21 protein-coding genes are annotated in these 23,204 nt (G+C 37.5%); 3 read left to right on the top strand and 18 right to left on the bottom strand.

The window, feature by feature from the left end:
• Nucleotides 1-42 precede the first annotated feature (42 nt).
• From AB3N04_RS17625 to gnd, 5 genes are all read right to left on the bottom strand, one after another.
• Entirely contained in the window at nucleotides 43-939 is an 897-nt protein-coding gene (locus AB3N04_RS17625) for an AEC family transporter (protein ID WP_368503919.1), read from the bottom strand.
• Between the two features lie 78 nt (nucleotides 940-1,017).
• Nucleotides 1,018-2,298, bottom strand: coding sequence for a TRAP transporter large permease (locus AB3N04_RS17620; protein WP_368503918.1), 1,281 nt, complete (start codon nucleotides 2,296-2,298; stop codon nucleotides 1,018-1,020).
• Nucleotides 2,299-2,871 carry a TRAP transporter small permease gene (locus AB3N04_RS17615; protein WP_368503917.1) on the bottom strand — a complete coding sequence of 191 codons (573 nt, stop codon included), beginning with the start codon at nucleotides 2,869-2,871 and terminating at the stop codon, nucleotides 2,299-2,301.
• 166 nt (nucleotides 2,872-3,037) lie between these two features.
• Nucleotides 3,038-4,093 (bottom strand): TRAP transporter substrate-binding protein, encoded by a 1,056-nt coding sequence (locus tag AB3N04_RS17610; protein ID WP_368503916.1) that lies wholly within the window; start codon nucleotides 4,091-4,093, stop codon nucleotides 3,038-3,040.
• 63 nt (nucleotides 4,094-4,156) lie between these two features.
• Entirely contained in the window at nucleotides 4,157-5,059 is a 903-nt protein-coding gene (gnd, locus tag AB3N04_RS17605) for a phosphogluconate dehydrogenase (NAD(+)-dependent, decarboxylating) (protein ID WP_368503915.1), read from the bottom strand.
• A gap of 193 nt (nucleotides 5,060-5,252) precedes the next feature.
• Between gnd and AB3N04_RS17600 the strand changes: the two genes are divergently transcribed.
• Nucleotides 5,253-6,107, top strand: coding sequence for a MurR/RpiR family transcriptional regulator (locus AB3N04_RS17600; protein WP_368503914.1), 855 nt, complete (start codon nucleotides 5,253-5,255; stop codon nucleotides 6,105-6,107).
• 13 nt (nucleotides 6,108-6,120) lie between these two features.
• Nucleotides 6,121-7,656: a gluconokinase gene (locus AB3N04_RS17595; RefSeq protein ID WP_368503913.1), complete on the top strand. Its 1,536-nt coding sequence runs from the start codon at nucleotides 6,121-6,123 to the stop codon at nucleotides 7,654-7,656.
• Nucleotides 7,657-7,701: 45 nt separating this feature from the next.
• Here the strand turns inward: AB3N04_RS17595 and aceA are convergent, their stop codons facing one another.
• The 11 genes from aceA to AB3N04_RS17540 form a co-directional block, all read right to left on the bottom strand.
• Nucleotides 7,702-8,994, bottom strand: a complete 1,293-nt coding sequence (gene aceA / locus AB3N04_RS17590; protein WP_047973790.1) for an isocitrate lyase — start codon at nucleotides 8,992-8,994, stop codon at nucleotides 7,702-7,704.
• 397 nt (nucleotides 8,995-9,391) lie between these two features.
• A complete protein-coding gene (locus AB3N04_RS17585) occupies nucleotides 9,392-9,922 on the bottom strand; it encodes a DUF4309 domain-containing protein (RefSeq protein ID WP_368503912.1) in 531 nt (176 codons plus the stop codon).
• A gap of 237 nt (nucleotides 9,923-10,159) precedes the next feature.
• Nucleotides 10,160-11,371 (bottom strand): MFS transporter, encoded by a 1,212-nt coding sequence (locus tag AB3N04_RS17580; protein ID WP_368503911.1) that lies wholly within the window; start codon nucleotides 11,369-11,371, stop codon nucleotides 10,160-10,162.
• Between the two features lie 183 nt (nucleotides 11,372-11,554).
• A complete protein-coding gene (locus tag AB3N04_RS17575) occupies nucleotides 11,555-13,048 on the bottom strand; it encodes a BCCT family transporter (protein WP_368503910.1) in 1,494 nt (497 codons plus the stop codon).
• 134 nt (nucleotides 13,049-13,182) lie between these two features.
• Nucleotides 13,183-14,334, bottom strand: a complete 1,152-nt coding sequence (locus tag AB3N04_RS17570; RefSeq protein WP_368503909.1) for a mechanosensitive ion channel family protein — start codon at nucleotides 14,332-14,334, stop codon at nucleotides 13,183-13,185.
• A gap of 142 nt (nucleotides 14,335-14,476) precedes the next feature.
• Complete coding sequence (locus AB3N04_RS17565) at nucleotides 14,477-14,812, bottom strand: YtxH domain-containing protein (protein WP_368503908.1); 336 nt, start codon at nucleotides 14,810-14,812, stop codon at nucleotides 14,477-14,479.
• Between the two features lie 62 nt (nucleotides 14,813-14,874).
• Nucleotides 14,875-15,876 (bottom strand): biotin synthase BioB, encoded by a 1,002-nt coding sequence (bioB, locus tag AB3N04_RS17560; RefSeq protein ID WP_368503907.1) that lies wholly within the window; start codon nucleotides 15,874-15,876, stop codon nucleotides 14,875-14,877.
• Between the two features lie 286 nt (nucleotides 15,877-16,162).
• On the bottom strand, nucleotides 16,163-17,407 hold the full coding sequence (locus AB3N04_RS17555) for a glutathionylspermidine synthase family protein (protein WP_368503906.1): 1,245 nt from the start codon (nucleotides 17,405-17,407) through the stop codon (nucleotides 16,163-16,165).
• A 20-nt stretch (nucleotides 17,408-17,427) separates the two neighbouring features.
• On the bottom strand, nucleotides 17,428-17,844 hold the full coding sequence (locus tag AB3N04_RS17550; RefSeq protein WP_368503905.1) for a DUF350 domain-containing protein: 417 nt from the start codon (nucleotides 17,842-17,844) through the stop codon (nucleotides 17,428-17,430).
• Nucleotides 17,844-19,097 (bottom strand): glutathionylspermidine synthase family protein, encoded by a 1,254-nt coding sequence (locus tag AB3N04_RS17545; RefSeq protein WP_368503904.1) that lies wholly within the window; start codon nucleotides 19,095-19,097, stop codon nucleotides 17,844-17,846. The genes AB3N04_RS17550 and AB3N04_RS17545 overlap by 1 nt, the downstream gene beginning before the upstream one ends.
• Nucleotides 19,087-19,572, bottom strand: a complete 486-nt coding sequence (locus AB3N04_RS17540) for a hypothetical protein (RefSeq protein ID WP_368503903.1) — start codon at nucleotides 19,570-19,572, stop codon at nucleotides 19,087-19,089. The genes AB3N04_RS17545 and AB3N04_RS17540 overlap by 11 nt, the downstream gene beginning before the upstream one ends.
• Before the next feature lie 174 nt (nucleotides 19,573-19,746).
• Between AB3N04_RS17540 and AB3N04_RS17535 the strand changes: the two genes are divergently transcribed.
• Nucleotides 19,747-20,466, top strand: coding sequence for a GNAT family N-acetyltransferase (locus tag AB3N04_RS17535; RefSeq protein WP_368503902.1), 720 nt, complete (start codon nucleotides 19,747-19,749; stop codon nucleotides 20,464-20,466).
• Here AB3N04_RS17535 and AB3N04_RS17530 read toward each other — a convergent pair.
• Together AB3N04_RS17530 and AB3N04_RS17525 are read right to left on the bottom strand one after the other, a co-directional pair.
• Nucleotides 20,455-21,849 (bottom strand): cobyrinate a,c-diamide synthase, encoded by a 1,395-nt coding sequence (locus AB3N04_RS17530; RefSeq protein ID WP_368503901.1) that lies wholly within the window; start codon nucleotides 21,847-21,849, stop codon nucleotides 20,455-20,457. The genes AB3N04_RS17535 and AB3N04_RS17530 overlap by 12 nt on opposite strands.
• 30 nt (nucleotides 21,850-21,879) lie before the next feature.
• A complete protein-coding gene (locus tag AB3N04_RS17525; RefSeq protein ID WP_368503900.1) occupies nucleotides 21,880-23,154 on the bottom strand; it encodes an MFS transporter in 1,275 nt (424 codons plus the stop codon).
• Nucleotides 23,155-23,204 lie beyond the last annotated feature (50 nt).

Below are 23,204 nucleotides of genomic sequence, written 5' to 3'. Positions count from 1 at the left end.
TTCGCTATTCTTGCTAAATGACTTCCCATTTGTAATGTCTATTTATCCGAGTATGATGAGCAGAGCGGTAATTGTAATCACACTACCAATCGTTGTCATTAACGTAATACTTGAAACCAACCTCGGTTCTGATTGAAATTGAACAGCATACATCACAATAGTGGCAGCTGAAGGCATAGCAGCTGAAACGATTAGTACTTTAGCTAATAACGGATCGACCGGTAAGAATAGCAGGATACCAAAGGCTAAAAAGGGAGAAATAAATAAACGTGTTACAAAACCAAAGGATAAGTTTGGCCAGTCAAAATCTCCCCATTTAATCAAAGCTAATTGCATACCTAAGATCAACATCACTGTAGGAACCGTCGCTTCTGCTATCATGTCTATTGTTAACATGAAAGGGTTTGGAATGTCTATTGCAAACACATTAAATAAAAGTGCTAAGATCACTGCATACGTGGCAGGCATACTTAGCACTGCTTTCTTAGCAATCTTCATACCATTTTTCCCTTTAGCTGCATAATAGACACCAAAGAAATTCATGATAATGGCTTGTAACACCATAAACGAGACCGAATAAGCAAACCCTGCTTCCCCATAGGCAAACAAAATGATAGGAGCACCGTAATTACCTGAATTCATAAAAGCCGTTGCTAGTATCAATCCACTTTCTTGTGAGGTGGAAAGCTGTTTAACTTTCGCATAAATCTTATTAATGAAAATTAAACCGAATAATAACACCAAGGAAAACGTAATCATGTAAACATATTGTAAGTTAAGCTCAGACAAATAAAATGTTCGAAATACTAAACATGGTGTCATAACATAAATAGCTACAGTGGAGATCGGTTTAATATCTACCTTTTTCCACTTTTGAATTAAGAAGCCTAGAACAAAAACAAGTAATACGGGTAACATTACATGAAAGAATATAGTCATATGAACGCCTTCTTTTTAAAGATTTGAAAAGGAAACACTGAAAAGAGGCTAGTTTACTAACCTCTTTTCCATTCATTGTTATTGCTTAAATTGTAGAAGCCATAATGATAGTTCTGGGATGAATACAATCAGTAACAACGTTGCTAGCATCGCAACAAAAAATGGAATAATTGCTTTTGAGAGGGTTTCAATTGATAAGCCGGATATCCCTGAGCCAACAAATAAATTAACTCCAAGAGGTGGTGTAATAAAGCCAATCGCTAAATTCACTACCATAATAATACCAAAGTGAATAGGGTCATAACCTAGATTCACTGCAATTGGTAACAAAATAGGCGTTAAAATTATAATAGCAGCGAGCGTATCCATAAAACAACCAACTATTAATAGTAATACAGTGATTAATAGAATAAGAACTATCGGATTTTCAGAAATAGTAAGCATCGCTTCAGCCACTTGATTAGGTATTTGCTCAATAGTAAGTAAGCGCCCAAATGCTGTAGCAGAACCGACGATAATTAGCACGGTCGATGTAGTTAGAGCAGCATCTGCAAAAACGCGAGGTAAATCTTTTATTTTTAATTCTCTATATAATAAAAGTCCTGCAATCAATCCATAGACGACTGCAATAACTGCCGCCTCAGTCGGAGTAAATATGCCCCCATAGATCCCTCCAAGTATAATTACCGGTATTAAGAGTGCCCACTTAGCTTCCCAAGCAGAACGTAAAATATTTTTTAAAGATGTCTTTTCAGGACTACCTACATATCCTTTTTTCTTAGAGTGGAAATAAGCGTAAATCATTAATCCCATTCCAACTAGAACTCCCGGAATAATCCCAGCAATAAACATATCTCCTATGGATGCACTTCCAACTACACCATAGATCACCATTGGAATACTCGGAGGAATAATAACGCCTAATGACCCCGCAGCAGCTACAAGTGCTGTTGCAAACTTCTTATCATACCCTTGGCGTACCATTGCAGGGATCATAATTCCTCCAATAGCAGCAACCGTAGCAGGTCCAGAACCCGATATAGCTGCAAAGAACATACAGGTAATGATCGTCGCTATGGCAAATCCACCTGTTTTATTTCCAACGATAGAGTTTGCAAACAAAAAGAGCCGATTTGAGATTCCACCCTTCCCCATAATCTCTCCAGCCAGAATAAAGAAAGGAACGGCCATTAGAGGAAATGAGTCAACTGACGTGATAAGACCTTGTACTAAAAATTCTACAGGAATAGACCCTGAGTATAATATGGTTACTAGAGTTGCAAGTCCTAGCGCAATCCCTATTGGCACACTCAAAAAGAGAAAGAGAGCAAAGCTTGCAAATAACACGATAGCAGTCATTTAAATGTCATCCTTTCTCTTCATAGTAGGAATGTCTTCTTCATTTAACCTCTGCTCAACAATTAACTCTTGTTCGGTTTTCACTTCAAATGACTCATCTCCAAACAACGTCTTACCTTGTTTAGTTAATTGTTGAATCAAACGAATAGCGGTTAAACCCATTCCGATTGGTGTAGCCATATAAACCAGTCCCATAGGAATATGTAAGGCAGGAGATGTTTGACCAAAAGCAAGCAAACGTTGCGCAATATCATATCCATAAATAATGACAAAGATAGCAAAAGATAAGAATAATAGATTGGCAAACATGGCTAACGCTATTTTTGCCTTCCCTTTTAAAAGTAGGAGTACTACATCAACCTTAATATGACGTTGTTTTTTTACTCCATAGCTGATCCCTAGATACACCAACCAAATAAAGCAATATCTTGCTAACTCCTCTGACCAAGATAAGGAAGACTCCATTACGTGACGCATAAATACTTGAGCTGCAATTACTGCAACCATTACAACAGAAAAGCCAATCAATAAAACTTCTTCTATATGCTCATCTATCCACTTAAGTAGCTTCATCCCATTACTCCCCTTTTTCTTCTATCTAATTAATCTCTTCTATTTATTAAGAAGTACAAAACTAATTATGTCTACATGCATATTCACTTTTGTGCTTCTTTTTTTGATTTTTTTGAAAAGAAGGACTCAAACCTGTTAGGCCAAGTCCTTCAATTTCACTTTTTTTTTACTGGGCAGCTTCAATTGCAGAATAAACCTTCTCTACAACTTCAGTGCCAATGTTTTCAGCATATTTATCAATGACAGGTTGAACAGTTTCAACCATTTTTTGACGCTCGTCTTCACTAATTTCTGTATACGTCATACCTTCTTCTTGAAGATTTGCTAGATAAGTCTCATTTGCTTCACGATTCAATTCGCGTTGGTAAGCACCTGCCTCAAGTGCTGCTTCACTAACAATCTCTTGCTCTTCTTCTGTTAATGAATCAAAAAATGACTTACTCATCATAAACACAAATGGGCTGTAAATATGGTTTGTGTTCGATACATGCTGTTGTACTTCATAATAGCCTTCTAGATAAATGGTAGCGTATGGGTTTTCTTGACCATCTACAGTTCCTTGTTGCATAGCTGTAAATAGTTCAGTAAATGCCATAGGAGTTGGATTTGCACCAAGTGCACGGAATGCTTCTAAATGAAGGTCATTTTCCATTGTACGAATAGTCAACCCTTGAAAATCCTCTTGTGTTGCAACAGGTTGTTTACTGTTCGTTAAGTTGCGGAATCCATTTTCCCAATATGCAAGACCCATTAAGTTTTGGTCTTCTAATTTATCTAAAAAACTTTGACCTACTTCTCCATCAAGAACTTCGTCTGCCACTTCACTGCTGGGAAATAAAAACGGAAAATCAAATACAGAAAATTCTGATACGAAATTAGCAATTGGAGCAGTAGATGGAACGGTAACTTCTTGTGTGCCTAATTGTAGTGCTTCCATCATGGAGCGATCATCGCCTAATTGACCACTATGATAGGTTTCAACTACGATCGATCCATCTGTTCTCTCTTCCACTAACTCTGCAAATTTCTCAAGACCTTTATATTGAGGATGCTCGTTATTTAATCCGATACCTGCACGAATTGTTTTTGAATCAGTCTGCTCAGTAGCAACCTCCTCTCCATTTGAAGCGCTTCCATTTCCTTGAGTAGAGTCACTTCCTCCACATGCTGCTAAAAACAAAGCCAATGATCCAATAAAAAATGATGACATTACCTTTTTCATTCTATTGCTCTCCCTTCAAAACCCTTTTTTATTTTTAAGAGGGTTTCCCCTCTTCAATCCTCTTTAATTTTTTGCTTTTACAACTTCGTGACCACCAAATTCATTTCTAAGAGCTGCAACTACTTTACCGTTAAATGTATCTGTTTCTTGTGAACGGTAACGCATCATTAGTGACAAAGCAATCACAGGTGCTGCCGTTTGAAGATCAAGGGCCGTTTCTACTGTCCACTTACCTTCTCCTGATGAGTTCATTACACCCCGAATCTCTGATAGCTTAGGATCTTTCTTAAAAGCATTCTCTGTTAATTCCATCAACCATGAACGAATAACAGATCCGTTATTCCACACCTTCGCTACCTCCTCATAGTTGTAATCAAAAGGACTCTTCTCCAAGATTTCGAAGCCTTCTGCAATCGCTTGCATCATTCCGTATTCAATCCCATTATGAATCATCTTAAGAAAATGACCACTTCCGACTTTACCACTTGCCAAATAGCCGTCTGTAACAGATATATCATTGAAAACCGGCTCTAAATAAGTAAGAACTTCCTTAGGTCCTCCAGCCATCATACATACACCATTTCTTGCACCTTCAACCCCACCGCTTGTTCCAACATCCACAAATGAAATTCCTTTTTCCGCTAATTTTTCTGCGCGAGTAAGTGTGTCCTTGTAGTTTGAATTGCCCCCATCAATCACAATATCTCCACTATCGAGCATATTTTCTAAACTAGATAATACATGCTCTGTTATTTCTCCTGCAGGAACCATTAACCAAATAACTCTAGGCTTCTTTAACTTTGAAACAAGCTCTTCTAATGAATAAGCAGGAATTGCTCCTTCGTTTTCAATTGAGCTCACTTGTGATTGATCGACATCATGAGCAACGACTTCATGCTTGTGATCAAGTAAATTCAATACTAGGTTATAACCCATCTTGCCTAATCCAACCATTCCTATTTGCATGACTTCTCAGCTCCTAAAACTTTCAAGAAATTATTTTTCTTTTGTTTTATTGTTATTGAAATTTTATTCCCTTGGTTCTCATTATAGAATAAATTTTTTCTTTTACAATAAAAAATATGAAAAAATATTTCTTTGTTGTAAACTTTTATTATAATAGTTCTATAACCACTCATTTTTAGAGGAGCGTATTAGCATGACAAATGAATATATTCCATGTCTCACTAAGATACGAGCAACTTATTCATCTTTTAGTGAGAAAGAAAAACAAGTAGCCGATTACATCCTTTCAAATCCATCTGGCATGATTCATGCCACTATTAATCAAGTAGCTGAGGATCTTAGTGTAGCTGAAGCGACTGTATTTAGATTTTGTAAACGCCTTGGTTATACAGGGTTTCAAGCGATGAAAATCTCACTTGCATCTGAAGTAGTAACACCCATTCAAGACATTCATGAAACGATTAAAGAAGATGATGATGAAAAAACGATTACTGAAAAAGTTTTCAAATCAAATATTCGAACATTAGAAGATACGTTACATGTCATTGAATCTAAGGCTTACAAAAAAGCTGTTCATGCTCTGGTTCATGCAAGAAGAATTGAATTTTATGGGAACGGTGGGTCTGGAATTATTGCGCTAGATGCTCATCATAAATTTTTGAGGACCGGTATCCCAACGGTTGCATACCAAGACTCTCACTTTCAAGTAATGTCTGCGTCACAGCTTACTAAAGAAGATGTTGTCGTTTTAATCTCTCATACAGGCACCAATCGAGATATGCTGCAAGTGCTTGATGTTGCTATAGAGCACGGTGCGACGACGATCTGCATCACGACACTTGGCAAATCACCATTAAGTAAACAAGTAGATATCCCTTTATTCACCGTATCAAAAGAAACTGAATTTCGTTCTGAAGCACTTGCATCAAGACTAGCTCAATTAAGTATTATTGATGCCTTATACGTAAATGTTAGTATTGCTAGAAAAGAACAAATGAAAGATTCGCTTAGCCGAATGAGAAAAGCCATTTCAAATAAACGAATATAATGGAGTGTCAAACATGGAGTGTCAAACTAGTAAAGACTCAACATATGTTATGGGGATAGACATTGGGACTACTTCTGCAAAAGTAGTTTTATTTACAAGGTCGGGGCATGTTGCCTCTGAAGCAGAAGCACCATATCCTACTTCATCACCTAAGCCTGATTACTCAGAACAAGATCCTCTATTAATTGAGGAGGCTATCGTACAGTCTGTATCTGAAGTTATGAAAAAAAGTCGAATTAAATCTGAGCGATTGTTATCAATTGGGTTCTCTGCTGCTATGCACTCGCTTATATGTGTAGACGACTCCAATAGACCGTTATCTCCAATGATCACGTGGGCAGATCGTCGAAGTATTAAGCAAGTTAATCATTACCTTAAGGAAGACCGTTCAGAGCTCGAGAAAAATGGCACACCACTTCACCCAATGTCGCCTCTATTCAAGCTATTATGGATGAAGGACCATGCTTATACACCTTACTTGAATGCTACTAAATTCGTTTCAATTAAAGAATTCATAATCTCTCGTTGGTTTAATAAGTTTGTCGTTGATTACGGCGTGGCATCGGCTACAGGTTTATTCAATGTGCATACATTAGACTGGAATGAAACCGCTTTAAATCTTGCAGGTATTACCCGTGATCAATTATCAACTCCTGTTTCTCCGACTTATGTATGTCAGGGACTTACTGAAGAATTTGCTCAACAATTAGGTATTCATCGCGATACACCTTTTGCTGTAGGATCAAGTGATGGTCCCCTCGCTAATATAGGGGTAGGTGCTATTAAAGAAGGAGATTTAACATTAACGATCGGGACAAGTGGCGCTATACGAAAGATCAGTTCTTCCCCAGCTCGCACATTAAAACAAATATTTTGCTACTCCATTTCAGAACGTCATTGGGTATTAGGCGGGCCTACTAATAACGGTGGAAATGTCTTACAATGGGCAATTGAAACCTTATGCCCTTCTAATTCAGATACTTCGTTAACTCGATTTGAGAACGCCTTAAGTCTTGCCCAAACTTCTCCACCTGGAGCAAACAGCCTTTTATTTTTACCTTACTTACACGGAGAACGTGCTCCACTTTGGAGAGCTGATGCGAGAGGAGCATGGTTAGGAATTAGTAGCACCCATACAAAAGCAGATTTCCTGCGTTCATGTATAGAAGGCATTGTCTTTAACCTCTATCAAATTAGTGCTATTGTCGAAAGCGTTACAGGGGAAAATAAACGGATTTATGTTAATGGAGGCTTTGCTCGTTCACGATTCTGGTTACAACTTGTAGCCGATGTGTTTGGTAAGAACTTGGAGATACCACTTACTCATCAAAGTGCTGCTTGGGGAGCTGCTTGGTTTAGCTTAATGGCGATCGGCGAAGAAGATAACCTTGAAAATATCGCTAATCATATCCCTATGGGGGATTCCATTTACTTTAATCAAGAACAACACAGCCTATACAAGGATCTCATTTCTTTATTTCTAGAAGCTCAAGCTTCACAAGAAGAGATTGCAGCTAAGATAGCAGCCTACCAAATTAAAACACCATAAAAAAAACGGTTCATCAGTTGATGAACCGTTTTTCAATTTGTGTGATTATTGTTTTTGGAATTGAGATTCTTCTGTTGAGCCTTTAAGTGCCGTTGTAGAAGATGTTCCCCCTGAAACTGCTTGTGAAATCTCATCAAAGTAACCAGTACCTACCTCACGTTGGTGACGAGTAGCTGTGTACCCTTTTGATTCACTTGCAAATTCAGCTTGTTGTAATTCTGAATATGCACCCATTCCACGTTTCTTGTAGCCATGAGCAAGCTCGAACATACTGTGGTTTAGAGCATGGAAGCCTGCAAGTGTAACGAATTGGAATTTGTAACCCATTTTCCCAAGTTCCACTTGATACGTTTCGATTGTTTCTTTATCAAGATTTGCTTCCCAGTTAAATGATGGTGAACAGTTATAAGCAAGCATTTTACCTGGGAATTTAGCATGGATAGCATCTGCAAATGCTTGTGCTTCTTCAAGTGATGGTTTAGACGTTTCGCACCAGATAAGATCAGCATAAGGAGCGTATGCAAGTCCACGAGCAATCGCTTGGTCAAGACCTGGATTTGTACGATAGAATCCTTCTGGAGTACGCTCACCAGTAATGAACGGATGATCAGCAGGATCAATATCACTTGTGATCAAATCAGCTGCATCTGCATCTGTTCTAGCAATTAATAATGTCGGTACGCCACTTACGTCAGCTGCAAGACGAGCAGAGATTAGGTTACGTACTGCTGTTTGAGTTGGAATAAGAACTTTACCGCCTAAGTGACCACACTTTTTCTCTGAAGCTAATTGATCTTCTAAGTGAACACCAGATGCTCCAGCTTCAATCATACCTTTCATTAATTCAAATACGTTCAATTGTCCACCAAATCCTGCTTCAGCATCGGCTACAATCGGTGCGAAATAATCTATGTCACCCTCATCTTCCATATGTTGAATCTGATCAGCACGTTGAAGAGCTTGGTTAATGCGCTTTACAACACTCGGAACACTGTTTGCTGGATATAAACTTTGATCCGGATACATTTGACCCGCTAAGTTAGCATCAGCTGCTACTTGCCATCCACTTAGATAAATCGCTTTCAAACCAGCTTTTACTTGTTGTACTGCTTGGTTTCCTGTAAGTGCACCTAGTGCATTAATGTAATCTTCTGTATGCAGATAGTCCCAAAGCTTTTCTGAACCACGCTTAGCTAATGTATGTTCAATTTGCACAGAACCTCTTAATTTAACAACTTCTTCTGCAGTATATGTACGTTCAATTCCTTGCCATCTTTTATCATTTTCCCATTGTGCTTGTAATTGTTCAGCTGCTAACTTTTTGTTTTCTTTTGTCATGATAATCTCTCCCTTTTTTTTAGTTGATGTTGCTGTACGGAATGTACAAGATTCAGAAAAATTTTTTCTCCCCTTCTGTTCAATAACAGAGTCGCCACTTGCACAAATGATTTCATTTACTTTCCTTAAAACAGCTATGCACTTGATGTGTGATTACAGCTTTTCCCAATCTAACTTATCTTCACCATTCAACTAGTTAATTGCTCTGCTGTTGTTCACTCTCACCCCTTCTGTTTTGACCCCTTTAATCTTTCTGTATTATTACAGTTTGTTTCTACGTGTTTTATAATATAACAGTATCAGAATAAAAACAACTGTTTTTTCTAATTTTTTTGAAAAATTATACTAATCATGCAAAAAAGCACTAACAAATAAGTTAGTGCTTCTGTTTCAACCTTTATTTACTTTTCATAAACCAAACATATTCAAGCGAACTTCCTTCATCTTGTGCTTCAAAATACAAAGTATAATCGTCTAATTCATAATGATACGTCCAATAACCGCTTAACTCGTCAATTTCACTTCGATCAGGTGTCCCTAAAGCACGCTTCATCTCATCTGCTGAAACCTTATAATCAGAAATATCCATTGTAATTGCTTCAAGTAAATCATCTTTCTTTGAGAAAATATACGTTGTACGGTCATATGCATAGAAATGACCACCTTCGTACGATCCTTTTTCATTTGGTTCACCCAATTGGGCCACTACTTCGGCTTGTGATTTTCCAATTGCTTGATCTGAAGGGGCAAATACACCGTTGAAGCCCTTCTCAATCCATGTGAAAGAGAGAAAAGATGGGGTCGCAGCAGAAACAACCGAACTTGGACGCTCCAATTCTTCAATATTCATTACAATTGAGTCACCTTGTCCACAACCTGCAAGAATGGATACCATATAGCCTATAAGAAAAAATTTAATAAATTTCATCATTCGCACACCTACCTTTAACCATTTAGAACGTTTAATTTAACGGAAATTATATCTATATATAGAGTTACCCTCCATTACCAGTTTTTAAAACGTTCTTTTGTTAAAAATAACTATTCGTGCGATTTTTTTGATTTCCTATCAAAACCTTTCTCATTTTTAAGACAGATATCTTCGTGGTCAGACACTAAATTTGCGATTAACTGAGTAAAATGTCGAAACAATAACGATTAAGTCTTAATTTGCAGTGATTGTAGGAGATTCAACATGATCATTTACTTCAAGATGTTTCATATGGATGGTGACAATGGTTGTAATCATTAATACAATCATCGATCCTAAAACAACACCTAACCATCCAGCTCTCATCCAAAACCACCCTAAGTAGATCCCTCCAAGTCCTCCTCCAACGTAATAGGAAGTTAAATACAACCCTGAAGCACTTGCTTTAGCGACTGTAGAATATTTAGACACCCAGGCACTAGAGCAAGAGTGAGCAAAAAAGAAACCAAAACTTAATAACAATAAGCCAAGAACGATCATGAATAAATGAGAAATCAACGTAAAAGAAACTCCAATCGCCATAATGACGATACCAATTTTTAAACAGAATACTTGGGAATGCTTTTTTGAGAGCTTTCCAGCTAATGTAGAACTTACCGTGCCTGCCATATACGTGATAAAAATAAATCCAATCACAGTAGTAGATAAGGAAAACGGTTCTCCTAACAACAGAAATGCCACATAACTATAAAACCCTATAAAAATTAAGAAGTGCAAACCACCTACAATGAAAGCTGGTTGTAATTGTTTATCAAGTAAATGATGCTTGTAATGACTAATGACCGACTTAAAATCAAATGATTGAGGCTCAAATTGCTTCGATTTTGGTAGTAAAATTAATACAAGAGTGACTGAGACAACACTAATTAAACCCATAACCAAAAAGGCCATTCTCCAACTAGCCACATCTGTCACTACTCCACTCATAAACCTGCCTACCATACCACCAAAGCTATTTGCACTAATATAAACACCAATAGCAACAGTCATTGCCTTTTTCGCATATTCTTCACTTATATAAGCTAAAGCGATGGTAGGTACTCCAGCTAGCGCTATTGCTTGTAGAGTACGAAGAACCAACAACCCTTCAAAGCTTGGAACGACTACTAACCCTAGTGAGATAATACAAGCAAAAACCATTGCAGTGTTCATTATCTTCTTGCGGCCTATCGTATCAGAAAGAGGACCATATACAAAAAAGGCAATAGCTAGGACAAATAATGGTACCGAAATGATTAGACTCACTACTACATCAGATACATGGAACTCGCTAGCAAGAACAGGTAAAATTGGTTGAGGAAAATGTAAGTTCGCAAAAATAAAAAAAGCAGCCACACTTAGAGCAAACGTTGTCCGCCGAAACTGTACGGTATTCTCTTCTATCATCGTTTCTCCACTCCTTAAAGTTGCCTAAAAACACATTCTTTTTCTTTTTCTCTTTCTCATCTCTATCCACCCATTATAAAGGATTCAGAATCATTTGAACATCTCAGAGCTTTTCTCTCATCACCACAATATACCTAAAAAAGCATAACTGCGGATCAACGTAGCCATGCTTACATTTCATGATTATTTTTTTGTCGCCTTCATTTCTACCTTAAATACTTTTAACATACTGTAACTCATCGCTAACAATATAAACGTTAGTGGAAATGCGCTGACAATGATGGCTGTTTGGAGGGCATCAAGACCTCCAGATGCCATTAATACAACTGCTGAGGCACTTAGAATAAGCCCCCATGATATTTTTATCATAACAGATGGATTTAGGTTTCCTTCGGTCGTTTGCATACCTAGAACAAATGTAGCTGAATCAGCTGAAGTAATAAAGAACGTACTAATTAACAATAACGTAATAACAGACAAGACCCCACCCAATGGTAAGTAACGATACACATAAAAGAGACCCGTCTCGAGACTTTGTCCTGCTACATCTACCCCCTCGATTAAATCAAAGTAAATCCCAGTTCCACCGAATATCGCAAACCAAAAAGTACAAACCAAAGTTGGTACCACTAACACCGCGACGACAAACTCTCTTACAGTCCTTCCTTTTGAAACCCTCGCAATAAACATCCCAACAAAAGGAGACCACGATATCCACCATGCCCAATAAAAAATGGTCCAAGCTTGCGTCCACGCTGCACTCTCCTCATTAAACGGTGAGATACGTAAACCCATCTGTGGTAAGTTTTGAATGTACTGACCTAAAGTATGGGTAAACAAATTCAACAAAAACAAAGTAGGACCAACAATGACCATCATAAGTAGAAGAAGAGTTGCTAAAATCATATTGGTGTTACTTAAATATTTAATTCCTTTTTTGATACCAGTTGTTGCGGATATAATAAACAAAACCGTTATAATGCCAATAATGATGACCTGGACGGTGAAATTAATAGGAAGGCCTACTAAGTAATTCAATCCAGCATTGATTTGTTGAGCTCCCAAACCTAACGATGCACATACGCCAAATAAAGTTGCAAAGACCGCTACAATATCGATTGTATAACCTAATGGACCTCTCACTCTTTCTCCAAATAACGGATAAAGCGTTGCACTCATCAAGCCAGGTGCTTCTTTTCTAAATTTATAATAAGCTAGAGATAAGGCAACGGTGGCATATATTGCCCAGGCATGAAACCCCCAGTGCAAGTATGTGAATCTAAGTGCAATCAATGCCGACTCCCTCGTCCTCTCCATACCAGCCCCACCATAAGGCGGTGCTGCATAATGAGAGATCGGCTCAGATACTCCATAGAATAATAAACCAATTCCCATCCCAGCACTAAATAACATCGCAAACCAAGTTAATCGATTGAATTCTGGCTTATCTTGGTCTTTACCAAGTTTTATCTTTCCATACTTACTAAAGATTAAAAATAAAGCAAACAAAAGAAAAAATGTAGCGGAAAGTTGATACAACCAACCAAATGAAGTTAGAAAAAAAGTTTGCGCACTTTCCATCACAACGCCTAAATGCTCTGGAAAAAAAGTACCCCATATAACAAAGACAAATGCCATGACAATAGAAATTTTATAGGTCACTGTTAAGTTTTTCATGCATAGTTCTTCCTCTCTAAAAGCATCATTACACATACTCTTTTCCGAACGTTTTTCATGTGCTCATATAGTGTGTGTAGATAATACTTTTATTATGAAAGAAGAAGCACAGGTCCAAAACAAAGAAGAGCTCATTATTTTGAGCTCTTCTCCACTTGCCTTACATCCATTTTTCCTTCCTCAAGTAATTCCTCAAATGCCGACTGTTGATCCTTCTCTACATAAAGACTTCTACTTGGGAAAGCAATCTCTACTTCTTCTTCCTCAAGAATGCTCATAATTTTAAAATTGATATCTTCTTTTACTCTATACCACTCGGTCCAAGCTGTCGTTTTCGTAAAGAAATAGACAAAAATATCGAGACTTGAATTATTGAAATCACTAAATCGAACCATAATTAGATCTTGATTGACATCCTCATGTTCTCTCAAAAGGATTTCAATTTTTCGCACACAACGTTCTAACTTCTGCTGCGGCGTTGAATACGTAACCCCTACTTTAAACGTAATTTGTCTTTTGTTCATTTTTGACCAGTTCGTGATAGGTTCATTCGATAAAGTCGAATTCGGTACAGTAACGATTGAATCTTCAAATGTTCGAATTTGTGTACTCCTAAATGTAATATCTTCAACAGTTCCTTCTACAGATGGTGTTTTAATCCAATCACCTTTTGAGAAAGGCTTCTCTGTAATGATTATGATTCCTCCAAAGAAATTGCCAATTGTATCTTGGGCGGCAAGAGCAAATGCTAAACCACCGAGGCCTAGACCAGCCACAAAACCACTAATGCTATATCCCCATTCACCTGCGATAACAACAATCGTTAAAGCAATAACTGAAAAACGGAGGATCTTTGATAAGAAAGGGACCAACATACTATCTTCATCTAATTCTACTTTCCTTGCAAATCGAAAAAAGAAAGCTGATTGAGCGGACATATAGTTGTACAAGCCCCATCCAAGTATCATAATAATAAAAGTACGATAAATATGTTGGACAAACTCAGTCGTTGTAATGTTAAACGGTAAGTACAACATAGCTAAATATGTACCTAACACGATCCAAAAAAGCCGTAATGGTTTCTCAAAGGAAAGCAGTACGTTTGTAAACACTTCAGTTGGCGTCTTTCTTGTTAATGTGAGAATAAATTTAAAAATATATTTTGTAAATAGCTTCCTAAAAACTAAAAAGACCAAAAAAATCGCAATAGCAATGGTAATATCAATCCATTCTAAGCGTTGAAAAGACGCAAGAAGCATTCTCCAGCGCTCTATACCGTTATCCATGTAAAAGATCACCTCTTTGTATTGAAAGATCATTTTACCATAAAAGAAGTAAAGTAAGCTCCTATCAGAGTTAATACGAGAATCTTTTACAATTCCAGTATAGGATATTGTACTATCACTACAAAAAAGAGCAGTCAATAGACTACTCTTCCTCTAAAACGCCTTGAATTAATTCTCCAATATCTGATTTACCTTGATTATCAATGGTTTCTTTTTTTGCAACTTCTCTGTGCTGCGGATTTTTTGATTCACTTAATACATCTTTAATATCCTCGCTCCATTCACTTCCAAATTCAAGCAATAAGTGGGACAAAGCCCCTTTTGACCTCGAACGTTCTGGCATTTTATTCACAAGATCTTTGCGGAGATGATTGCCTTTATCCGTTGCAAGTAAGTAATAACCTGCAACTCCAACCATTCCCCCGACGATTGTGCCCATTAAGTAACCTGAACGAGATGATCGTTTCTTTTTAAACATTGTATCAACTCCTTTAGTGTCTTTCTTTAGTATGGAGTTAAAACAAATACTTTATGAGTATTTTAAGACTCGTTTGTTACAGGAAGCGCACATTCTTCTATTTCAAATCCTAAATCCTCTATCATGTGGTGGTCTATTTCAACACTTTGACCTTCTGTTGTTAAATAATCGCCTACGAAGATCGAATTTGCTGCATAGAGGGCCATTGGTTGTAATGTGCGTAAATTTAATTCACGTCCACCTGATACACGTATTTCCTTTGTAGGATTAATAAATCTCATTAATGCTAACACTCGTAGGGCTTTCATTGGGGCTGTTCGACTTCTCCCTTCAAGTGGCGTCCCTGGTACAGCATGTAAGAAATTTACTGGAATAGAATCAGCATCAATTGCCCGTAGCTCATAAGCCATTTCAACAATTTGTTTATCTGTTTCTCCCATCCCAATGATGACCCCTGAACATGGTGACATTCCTGAATTTTTAGCATGCTCTACAGTCTCTACTCGGTTGTCATATGTATGGCTTGTTGTAATCGCCTCATGATGATCACGGTGAGTATTTATATTATGGTTGTAACGATGAACACCAGCTTGCTGGAGTTTTTTAGCCTTCTCATCTGTTAAAATACCGAGACATGCACAAATTTTTAAAGGCATCGTTGCTGTAATTTCTTCTACCGCTTCAATTACTCCGTCGAGCTCCCGCTCAGTTGGGCCCCGCCCACTAGCAACTATACAATATGTACCTGCTTTACGCTCCATTGCCTCTTTAGCACCAGCTAATAATGTTTCTTTATCCAGAAAAGAATATTTCTCTACGGGGGCTGTTGAGATTATAGATTGAGAACAGTACCCACAATTTTCAGGACAAAGACCACTTTTTGCATTAATAATCATATTTAGTTTTACTTTCTTTCCATAATAGTGCTTCCTAACTTTAAATGCAGCTTGTAAAATAGGTAAAACTTCCTCATCATCTGCCTGTAATACGGCTAGCCCTTCCTCAAGTGTTAATTTTTCACCATTAATCACGCGATCTGCAAAGAACATCCAAGAATTATTCATTGTATATCACTCCTGTTTGTTAACTTATTTTTATTTTAAGTTAACATTAAAAGAGTATTTAGACAAGTCAGTTTACAATAAATAGTAGAACTTTTTAGTGAAATAAACATTCAATTTTGAGGTGAGCTATTTATTTCCGGGGCAATTCTTCCTTAGAAATAAAAAAACAATGGTGCTGCATACGTTAATGCATTGCACCATTGATATATCAGAATAATTTACCGAGATTCAATTTATTCTCAGTACCCATTATTCTCCTCAAAATAACACTTGCTACCTTCTTCTCTTATTTGATCGTTGTGTATCCAACAAACATGGATAAATTTCCTGTGATATATTCTCCAACCCTAAAAAACAAGCCAGCAGGTACACCGTTTAAGGTATGTGAACCAATTAAGAGTTTTCCTGTATAAGGCCCGTCCCATGTATCAATCGTTTGATCAGGCATCGGAAAATAATCTTGATAGACCATTGCTTGCTCTTGATAATGGTCGATGTCCTCATCTAGAATGGCATTATTCTCTACAATTTGTATACCTCCACCCTCTCTTCCTAAAACCGGCTTCTTCACATACGAGAATAAACCAGCTTGCTCATCATATGTCCGTAGGAAATAGCGTTCAATAACCTCTTGTTCACTGCGAGTGTACCAGTCCCTTTTTTTCTCTGTAATTAAAGCCATTATTGCCTTAGATTGCATAAGTAGAGCCGCTGGAGGATTAATTAGCATCAATTTTCTATTCATCACATGAACAAGGAACTGCTCTCCAATGGCTTCACCCGTATCACTCTTTTCATTCAGAAAATATTCTAAAGGGTACAACCGATAAAGGTATGTAATCGTTTGTCCTTCCGGTGTAAATACTCCATCTTTTGTAACGACTATATCTTCAAGAGGAATATAGGTGGCTTGTTGTGGGAAATGGTTCATTAAATAACTCGCTGTTTGCTTATCTTCTTCATGCCAATTGGCTGCAGTAAGATAGAGTATATCGGTACTTCTCATATGGTAATCTTTAATAATCTGTTCCCACGCTTCTTTTAACAACTGATCGATTTTTTTATGCGGATTTGCCACTTGATGCTCCATTGCTAAAATCCGTTGGGCAATAGCAGTTTCTACTAATCCAACTGGTGTATCTGTATTTGCTTCAATGACCTTCAAGCCATTTTGAGAGGCAATGAAGTCATACCGAGTAAAGTAGGAAAAGCGTGTACTATTATCCTCTAATAGCAAATCCCATAACATAACTGGTATTCCAAGGCGGTGAATTGTATTTGGATGTTTACGAATCATCTCAAACGTTTTTTTGTAAATATCTTCGACTGCCCTTGTAGCATCGATAATTTCTTGATGCATGCTATAAGGAACTTGAAGCAATGAATCAGTCATATATTGATGATCTTCGTAATTTTCATATAGAGTCGCCCATGTAAAACCAGCTTGAGCCATTTTTTCATATAATTGATCAAATCGCTCAACATATTTATTTTGGTCGAAAGGCTTTGTTAAAGAAAGGTAAGATAACATCGCTTAACCTCCACAGTTTGTTAATAACTAATAGTTGCGGCTACAATTAGACCAACTAAAATCGAGATTCCTCCAAGAAATAACCCTACCGCAACGTTTCCTTTTTCAACTTCTTTTGCCAAATTTGTTTTACGCGTGAAAACATGTTCAATGATAAGATGAAGAACCACTTGAATAACAATGGCGATCAGTGCCCATATCGCTAAATCAATTAGATTGATTGAACTTCGTATCGCCGACTGAAGTACGACAACAAGTCCTGCCATCTTCCCTAATAATTTTAACGAAACAGCAATATTCCCCGCTCGAATTAAATCTCTTTCTGAATATGGAGTGAGCCATTTGAATAAAAAAGTCCCTAAGCCAAATAAAAGTAACGAAGCGACTAAATAAATAATAAAATAATCAAACGTTTGTAAATAATATAGAATGTCCACTAGTCTTCCCCTTTCACTCCGCATGGTAAGTAATAAGATAAATTATCTGTAATTGCAGCTCCTGCCCGAAAACCCATTGCACTTGCTCTCTCTCCCACTATAAAGCTACCAACTAAAAGATGGGCTTCTTTTTTTCCTTTATCAGTTTGGATTAACTTTTTCGGCAGCTCAACATGCTGTTGGTAGATTTTTAAAAACTGGTCGTACGTGTACTTATTTTGTTTTCCGATGTTTTTCCCTTTAAGCTTTACCTCTACTGTGTCGCCCTCCCTACCAAAGACGGGTTTCGATACATATTTCTCAACCGACTCCACTAACGGTTCCTCATCCAAATAAGTTGGCAAAAAATAACTTGATATGTCTTGATGTTCCTCTGCCGTATAAAAGGGATGTTTTTGTTCATGCATACCCCAAATTAAAGCAAGAAGTGCCTTTGTTTGCATTAAGAAAGCAGAGGGAGGATTGAGCATAGCTACTTTTTTATTTTTTACAAGATGTAAGAAAGCCTCACCAATCGGATAACCATCACCAGTTTGATCATTGATTAATGCCTCAAGTGGGTATGTGTGACGGTAAAGAACATCAATTCGTTTACCTTTTGGATCATATACTCCCGTTTTCGTACCCTCTGATGTGATAATCAATTCATTTAAAGGAATAAATAAGGCCCCATCAATTTTTGCAACTTGCATCAAATACTTCATCGTTTCACGATCTTCCATATCATCAGCATGAGCAGTGAACACCACATAAGGATGAGAATGTTGACCAATTAACCGCGATGCTTGATACACAGCATTTCGGATTACTTCACCCAATCGGTCGTCTAACCCTTCATTCGGGTCTTTTAAGCTGAAGTGTTTACTGACCTTACCATTCACCTCAAAAAGCTCTCTAATAAAAGTTGGAGTATCCGCATTAAACTCTAATAACTTTAAGCCTTGATTTGTTTGGACAAAATCAAAACGTCCAATAACTGTTTCATAAGAGATCGTTTGTAATCGTAGAAAGGGAATGGTTTTACTTGGAAAACCTAATTGGAAAAGCGTCTCATCAGAGGTTTCTCTAATGAGTTGATTTGTTTTTTTGAAGAGTGAATAGACCCTATTAGTTGCTGTTCGAATCTCCTCTATTTCACCTTGATTGAGCTCTAAACAATCAAATAGGGCATACTCTTGTCCATAAAGACGATCCCAAAAACAATCTAATTGATGATAAAATTGATCTCTTTCAGCTTTAAATTTAGCCTCCAAAGAAACCACCGCCACCCATTCCTGAGCGTGAGTTGGTTGATTGGTTGTTTGAATTAGAGTTAGATTGATTTTGCTGAGTCGACTGTTGATTTTGATTCGTTTGTTGATTCGAGTTAGGGGTTGCATCTTGTCTCTGATTAGCTCCTCCAGAGGAAGTACCAGCACCACCTAAAGCGCGCCCAGCCATGAAAGCTGCAAAAGTAGGAAACCAACTCCCACCTGCATAATAATGACCATTATGTTCAGATCCTTCTTCTACACATTGATAAGCTTCTGCTTCTGCATCCCAAGTCCATGTCTCACAGCCAGTTTCCTGAGGGGAGGGTGGTTCTTCTGTAGCAGTTGAGACATTTTCGTTTTCTGGCACACTTACTAACTCTTGTGTGGAAGAGGTAGAACATGCTGTTAAGCTTGCTAAAGCAAAGCTTGTCCCAATCACACCTTTAAGTAAACGATCTGTTTTTGGCTTATTCATTCATTACACCTCCGCTACCTTTTACGTTGTAAAATAAAATAAGTTTCCCTTTTAATACAGAATGTCATTTTAGCACACTTTTTTTGAAAATAAGGTAGTTTTAATGATGAGGAAAAGGTATAGTGAGGGGGCTAGTCAATATCTTGTGACACACCAAAAGAAAGGAAGAGTATTTTGCTCTACTCAGATGAACAGCTCTATGACTACATATGGGGCTTAGTTGCTTGTAGGTATACGTACGGTACAACGATCCTTCAGTCATCTACAGAAACGCATGTGCAACACGGATATCCAATTAGTAATCGGATACATGAATTTTTTGTAAAACAAGATCACCTTCAAGATTTTCTCCAACAGTCCATTCCTACTGAACACTGGCTAACCATCATCTCAAGCACTTCTATACCTCCCATCATTCCAGGGTATCAATTCCAAACCAATGAGTTTCTTATGGAGCTAGAGACAAATGAGGACCTTCCTTCAAGCCATAAATATTCTCCCTTGTCAACAAAAATAGAACAAGTTACAAGCTATATCGAGGCCCAAGAAATTAACACTCATTTTCAAGTGAAGGCCATTAATTTAGAGCAACTTGAACAATTCGGTATTCAGCAATACGTTATATATGATGAGCATCTTCCAATTGGTTTTGGACGTATCTCTTCAACGAGAAAATCAAACCGCTCTTGTTTAGACAATGTTTACATCGAACCAAATTACAGAAGACAGGGATTAGCCACCAAACTTTGTATAGCTATCGTCAAACAATCAAAAAATGGATCTACTGGCTGTATCTTAGCCTCAAGTGAGATGGGGTATCAGCTTTATATCAATCTTGGTTTCAAGCAAATTGCCTATCTCTATTCCTATGAAACCGAACAATCAGTTCATTAAATGTATCCGTTTTTCTTTATAGGCACAGCATGCCTTTACCCAGTTTTTAGCCACTTCTGGGTAGGAGGCAAAATGTAGGTGTACATAACTTGCTATAACTGATTCATTAAAATAACCCTGTTGCTTTTCTTTTCCATTCCATGTTTTATATTTAAAACAAGATTTATCTCCTTCATTCTGACTACTTGAAGAATAATGAAATTCATGGCCTCGTAATATTGTTCCTTTTTCACCGAGAATAGTGCTTTCGATTGAAGTGACTTCTCGGTAACCAATTGCCGTTAGACTTTTATTCATTTGAAAGTGCATAAGTGTCACACACGCCATTGGATACGTTACCCCGTTTGTTAATGTCAAACTTTCACCAAGAAGAATGTACCCTCCACATTCCGCTAAAATAGGCATTTGATCATTAGCCGCCTTTCTTAATTGTTGAAACAGTTCTTTATTTAAAGACAGCTCCTTGGCATACTCTTCAGGAAAACCTCCCCCAAGATAAACACCATCACAACCGTTTGGAAGCCCCTCTCCTTTTAATGGAGAAAAATACGTTAGTTTTGCCCCAGCTGCCTGTAGTAACCTCAAATTTTCATCATAGTAAAAATGAAAGGCTTCATCATAGGCAACAGCTATTTGAACGAGAGACCGAGGTTGTTCTTTTAGGTTTAACCAGCAATCATCATGCTTAACTGGATGAGTCTGTATAGCAAGTCTCCAAATTAAATCTAAATCAAATTGTTTTGAGATGGTCACTGACAATTCATCAATAAACGAATCATATTCCCCCTGTTTAAGAGCTGGTATTAGACCCAATTGACGTTCAGGTAATATGGGAGTATCTCCACGCTTCAAGTATCCTACTACAGGTATGTGGCACATTTGTTGAATTGCATCCTTACATAACTTAGCATGACCTTCACTTCCTGCTTGGTTTAAGATAACACCAACTATATTGGTCCCACTCTCAAGTTCCTGGTAACCTTTTACCATTGCAGCAGCACTTCTTGCAGAACCATTGATATTTATTATTAGTAAGCATGGACTATCTAATATCTGACTAATCTCATAGGTGCTTCCTTCATTTGAAAGGGGTGACCGTCCATCGTAAAAACCCATCATTCCTTCAATAATCGAAAGATCCGCATCTTCACTCTTCTTAACAAATGTTTCTTTTACCCACTCACAAGAAGTCATCCATGTATCTAGTTGATAAGAGGGTCGCTTCGTTATGACTTCATGAAATGTTGGATCTATGTAATCAGGTCCACACTTAAACCCTTGTACTCGCTTATTTTGTTTTGCAAAAGCTGCCATCAATCCTAACGTAACTGTCGTTTTCCCTACACCACTATCAGTACCCGTAATTAAAATTCGAGGTTGCATCTATTCACCTTCATTTTCATTATCGATTAACTACATGTTAACATTGTCACTCTTTAAATAAAGTCTTTGCTTAGCATGTTGGATATAGTGCATCCTTAAGCATGTTAATCCACCTATCAAACTAATAACTGCAGAGAGTATGAATGCTCCAAAATATTGGTTTGTACTCTCTATAATTAGTCCAGTTACAATAGGAGATATAATCTGCCCTACGCTAAAGAAGATCGTCACAAATCCCATTGCAATTGGAACAGTTGATGAAGAAACAAAATCTGCGACACTTGCATTCATAATTGTTGGTACTCCCCAAAGTGTAAGCCCATATATCACTACTTCAGCTCCAATAACTACTACAGAATTGGTAAAAGACAAAGCAATGAGCATAGCAAATTGAATAATTAACACAAGGGACAAAGCATACATTCTCCCTAAGATATCTGAGAGCACACCCCAGATAAAACCGCTCGCTATGCTTGCGATACCAGCTATTGAAAAAAATAATCCCGCTAACTCTTTGGTATAACCTACATCTATCATTAAATAGTCAACCAAGAATGTTGAAAAAACTAAATAGCTAAAACCCCAAGATAAATAAATAAACCCTATCACCCAAACTTTTTTATTTCGATAAACTGTTTTGTCACCTCCACCTTCTATCGGAGACTCAAGATTAGAAGTGACGTTCCTGTTTACAATCTCACCTTCACCGACAGACTTTAAGCCAATATCTTCGGGTGCATTTTTCAAAAATAATGCATTAATAAAAATGAAGACACTCGTCACCAAAGCTAGAATGTACCAGCTAAATCTCCATCCTTCCACACTCATACTAACAATAGAAGGCACAAGCAAGCCGCTAATGACAATCCCTAAGCCTACTCCCCCCATCGCAATTCCAATAGCCATCCCTTTTTTCTTGTTAGAGAACCACTTCCCCGCAAGCCCCATCGCCGGAATTGAAGATCCGCCTGATCCTACTCCTAGTAACAAGCAACCAAGCAAAGCAAACGAAAATGATACAGCATTTGCACATATAATCATTCCGATTATGATGATAAATAAAGAGATATTAATAACTAATTTAGATCCGAACCGAATCACAAAATAGCCAACGACAGCTACACTTATTAAATAACCAATAAAAGCGGCCGAAGCTACGAAACCCATTTCTTTATAATCAAGGCCAATTCCTTCTCTCATAAAGGGTAGAATAGCTCCTAATGAGAAGCGACCGAACCCTAGACTTGCTAGCATTGTAAAGAATAACAACGTTAAGATCATCCAACCCTTGTGTATACCCCTCATTTAACCTCTCCTTTTCACCTAGAGTTTTTAATATCAGAAAATTCTCCTTA

The organism is Alkalihalophilus sp. As8PL (assembly GCF_040939795.1).
In the GTDB taxonomy this organism is placed as follows: domain Bacteria; phylum Bacillota; class Bacilli; order Bacillales; family Bacillaceae_D; genus Alkalihalophilus; species Alkalihalophilus lindianensis.
This window is presented reverse-complemented; position numbering and strand designations above follow the sequence as displayed.